At 37.7% G+C, this 4,303-nt stretch carries 3 protein-coding genes; all 3 read left to right on the plus strand.

Annotated elements, in window-relative coordinates:
• The first annotated feature begins 365 nt into the window (after positions 1-365).
• The 3 genes from ASJ81_RS09230 (at position 366) to ASJ81_RS09240 (ending at position 3,968) form a co-directional block, all read left to right on the plus strand.
• Entirely contained in the window at positions 366-989 is a 624-nt protein-coding gene (locus tag ASJ81_RS09230) for a TetR/AcrR family transcriptional regulator (protein ID WP_095644219.1), read from the plus strand.
• A gap of 283 nt (positions 990-1,272) precedes the next feature.
• Positions 1,273-2,556 (plus strand): alpha/beta hydrolase family protein, encoded by a 1,284-nt coding sequence (locus tag ASJ81_RS09235; RefSeq protein WP_095644217.1) that lies wholly within the window; start codon positions 1,273-1,275, stop codon positions 2,554-2,556.
• 287 nt (positions 2,557-2,843) lie between these two features.
• Positions 2,844-3,968: an alpha/beta hydrolase family protein gene (locus ASJ81_RS09240; protein ID WP_212556061.1), complete on the plus strand. Its 1,125-nt coding sequence runs from the start codon at positions 2,844-2,846 to the stop codon at positions 3,966-3,968.
• Positions 3,969-4,303: the final 335 nt, after the last annotated feature.

Raw genomic sequence — 4,303 nt, forward strand, 5'->3', positions numbered from 1 at the left:
AATGTATTTTTCTACAGAAATATTATTTGACTTGATAAAGTCATCTGTTATTTGTCTCACTAAACCAAATTTATAGAACAAAAGTTATACTTCACGGTAGACCTGAAAAGGAAATGTGACAATGTCAAGCTAATTAGGCGGACTTTTTTATCATTGTATCCGAAAATGTGAGCAGAAATAGTGGTCAAAAATAATGGTCAGAAAAAAGATTTAGAAATTAGACGATTTTATTACTAAAAGTAATTATCGGACAGCCTGTAAAGAACGGGATATTAGTGACTCCCTACGCTCCAGATGTAATAAAAAAGGAAAGTACTTATATAATTAACTAACTAGTTAGTTATATGCGAAGAAAAGGAGATGTTATGAATAAAAGGGACGCTGAAGAAACAAAAACTAGAATACTTTCGGTAGCTGAGGAAATATTCTCAGAAGTGGGTTTTGATGGAGCCAGAGTAGATGATATCGCAAAAAAAGCCTGCGTGAACAAGGCTCTTATATATTATTATTTTAAAAGCAAAGAAGAAATACTGGATACGCTTTTTACCTCTCTGGTTGAAGATGTAAAAGGAATCCTGATTAAAAGTGTAGAAGGGTATCCTGATATTAGGCGAGAAGATGGTTATAGAGAGTTATTTGATGCATACATAAATTTCATAATAAAAAAAAGAAAAATTATTAAAGTTGCAATTGCAGAGTCTGCTAAATCTTCGTCAAATATTTCAATTGTTATGAAAGTTGGAAATTTAATTATTGATGCAGAGATTGAGAATATTCGCAAAGCATATGAAACCAAAGGGCTTAATTTTCCAGCAGATAAGCAGGAATTGTTGGTAACAGAATTTTTTACGGGATTAATGCCCCTATTCAGTTATGCATTATACAAGGACGAATGGGAGAGATTCTATAACATTAGTGAGGAAGAATTACGTGAGAAATTTTACCAATCATTCAAAAAAGTGCACCTTGCAGCTCATCTGGTGACTTAATTGTATATTTTTTTTGAAAGATTATTAACTAACCACTTAGTTAATTGTTAATATAATGAAATAAGGAGAAATTAACTTGGAAGAAAAATACGAGTGCAGCGATCGCTGTCAGGTAAACAAAAGAAGTTGGTCAAATAGTGATATTTTTAGTCTTATTTGACGAATTTTTAATTATATATATCAATTATATTTACAAAATCACCTTAAAAACAAAGCAAGAAGCGTTAATTCAAAGATATAAATGAAAAATTTGTGAAGATAACTATCCTGTAGGTGACATATCATGACCACAGAAATGAATAAAGCACTCGGAGTTGCCCGATCTTCAAATAATTTCGGAATTTTTAAAGACCAAGAGACAGACTGGGTTTTCAAGCGGACACTGGAACCGATGAATGAAAAAGCTGCAGAAATAGGGGACTGTCTGTACGCCGCCAGGCTCTTGGATGAAACGGATGGGGAAAGCTGGATCAAAACGTGGGAAGATCTGGGTTCCCGTGTCGAAAGGCAGGCGGAAGAAGCCCTTAAGAAGGGGCAGAAAATTGCAGCGCGATACGGATACTGGCGAGCCTGCAACTATTACCGAACAGCTGAGTACGGCACTTCTCCATTCAACCCACGACATTTTGAAATCTGGTCCAAGAGCGTCAAAGCCTTCAAAAAATCCTGTCCATTGTTCACCCCTCCAATTCAATATATCGAAATTCCTTACAAAGATACTTTTATGCCGGGATATTTCTGGCGTCCTGATAATTCCGATACAAAACGTCCCACACTGATCCTTGTCGGCGGCAGTGACTCTCTTGGTGAAGAGGTGGTTTATTTGACAGGACCTGCTACGATAAGGAATGGATATAACTTTTTTACTTTCGAATATCCGGGTCATCGAGGATGCGTACATCTTCACCCGCAACTTGCCAAGAGAGCCTATTACGAAGATGCCTTCAATGTAGCCATAGACTTTCTACAAGATCTACCAGGAGTTGATGAAAGAATAGCCCTTTCCGGCTGGAGTTACGGTGGTTATGTAGTAAGTCAGGTGGCTATTCATGAAAAACGCCTCAAAGCCGTAATACCCGACAGCCCAATTGTTGATCTCTATAGAATTTCGCAAGCGTTTTTTGCCTCCATTCTGAAACTTCTTGAAGGCCTTTCTGAAAAGGAAGCACACGAAATTTTTGACAATATGCTGGCAGAGTATCCGGTTAAAAAAGCATTTATTGAATACCAGCTGTGGACCTGGGGTATGAAGGGAAAAACTCTTGCAGACTACATGCACTCAGAAGAAGTAAAAAAATCGATTATTACCAATGATCTTCATAAAATCACATGCCCTGCATTGGCATTGGTCGGTGAGGAAGAAGGAAAAATAATGATCGAACAGGCTAAAGAATTCATTGAAGGAATATCATCAGCAACTAAAAAAATGCACATATTCAACTTAAGAGATGATGGAAGCAATGACCACTGCCAGCTGGATAATATCACACGCGGGATGGACGTTATATTTGAATGGCTAAACGATGAAGTCTTTAATTTCAGGCCCGAAATCATCTGTAGCCCGTAAAGAATCAAGGTATGTATAACAGGCTATGCTAAAACAAACATTGAAAAGATTATGAAGGAATTGGCGATACAAAACAAAAGGAAACAATAAACATTGTCTGGACGAAAATACCGGCTTTTTACGTGGTTGATTTTTGATTGACTTGAAAATATTCAGACAAAGTAGATTTTTATAAAAATTCTTAAATTATATTATCCAGCACACTAAACGAAAAAAATACAAGGAGATGAGAATTTATAAACCGTAAAGAAAAAATTGACGAGCTAGTGAAACAAAATGAAAAACAATTGGACTCGCATCGACAGTTTTACAAAATTCATTTCGATGATTATGGAATGGATTTTGCTTTTCAATGGCTGCTAGGGTCATCCCGCCATGGAGGATGCGAAATCGGTGAGGCTTTTTATACTGCTGCTCAAATAACAGATCCAAACAGCTGGTCTGAAGAATGGGTTAAGACGGCAGAAAGAGTGGAAATTAAGGCAAAAAAAGCCGAAAGTGCAGGTCATAAAGTCAGCGCAAGGGAATTTTACCTTCGTGCTGCCAACTATTACCGTATGGCCATGATGAGTATGTCTCCTCTTGGTTCTAGAATAACAACTACAGAGAAAGCAAGGAGTTGCATGAAAAAGGCAAGTCAGCTCTTTGATCCGGTCATTGAATCTATTTCTATCCCCTTTGAAAACAGAGAGTTGCCTGGCTACTTTATTAAAGCCAACAAGGATGGTCGAAAGAGTAAGACATTGATTGCTGTTGGAGGTGGTGAAACATATGCGGAAGATATGTACTTCCATATAGCACCGTCTGCTTTGATCCGAGGGTATAATTTTTTGACGGTAGATATTCCCGGTCAGGGACACACTCCGTCGCAGGGCCTTTATTTCCGACCGGATACTGAAGTTCCCATCAAAGCAATCGTAGACTATGCATTATGTAGACCAGAAGTAGATCCTGAATACATCGCTGCTTATGGTATCAGTGCCGGAGGTTATTTTGTCCCAAGAGCGGCAGCTCACGACCATCGCATTAAGGCCTGCATAGCCAATTACGGCATTACTGATTTCAGAAAGATATTGGCAGCCATGGCATTTAATTACCGTATGGTCGAAACAGTAGTATGGAGATGGAACACTTCGACGGACAATTGGAAGACGTTGATCGACAGAAACGAAGATTACATCTTTAACCCGAAAGATATTATCTGTCCGGTGCTCCTTATTATTAGTGCAGGAGAATACAAAAACCCTGTAGTAAAAGCGATGCAGCACGAATTTATTGAAGCACTTCCAAATTCTAACAAAAAAATGATCGTCGGTTCTTTTGAAGAAGGGGCAGGCACACACTGCTATGGTGAAAACACCGGCTTAGTTAGCTCGCTTTTGTTTGACTGGCTGGATGAAATATTCAGCTGATTAATTGTGTGAAGTGATGAATGAATACTGCCATCACTTCATAATATTACAAGAGTTATGGTAAACAAGAAGATTAGTTTTAATTACACCCCACTTTCCGCAGATGTACACAAAAATGCCACTTATTATCTCAATACGGCAATAAGCTAAAAACTTAAAATCGGATTTGATGAGATAATATGGCAAATCGGCAAATAAATTCTACATCTGTGTACATCTGCGGAATGTAGGTTACACTATTGAATATTATATTTAACAGATTATAAGTACTTTATATCCAAAAGTATTTGTTTGATTGACTGGAGAAAAACTGAATGTATTATGATGAAGCCGCA

Origin of the sequence: Methanosarcina spelaei, assembly GCF_002287235.1 — an archaeon.
Classification (GTDB): domain Archaea; phylum Halobacteriota; class Methanosarcinia; order Methanosarcinales; family Methanosarcinaceae; genus Methanosarcina; species Methanosarcina spelaei.

Excerpts from the sequence above, each read along its gene's own strand:
- ASJ81_RS09235 (WP_095644217.1), top strand. The coding sequence starts at position 1,273 with ATGACCACAGAAATGAATAAAGCACTCGGAGTTGCCCGATCTTCAAAT.
- ASJ81_RS09230 (WP_095644219.1), top strand. The coding sequence starts at position 366 with ATGAATAAAAGGGACGCTGAAGAAACAAAAACTAGAATACTTTCGGTA.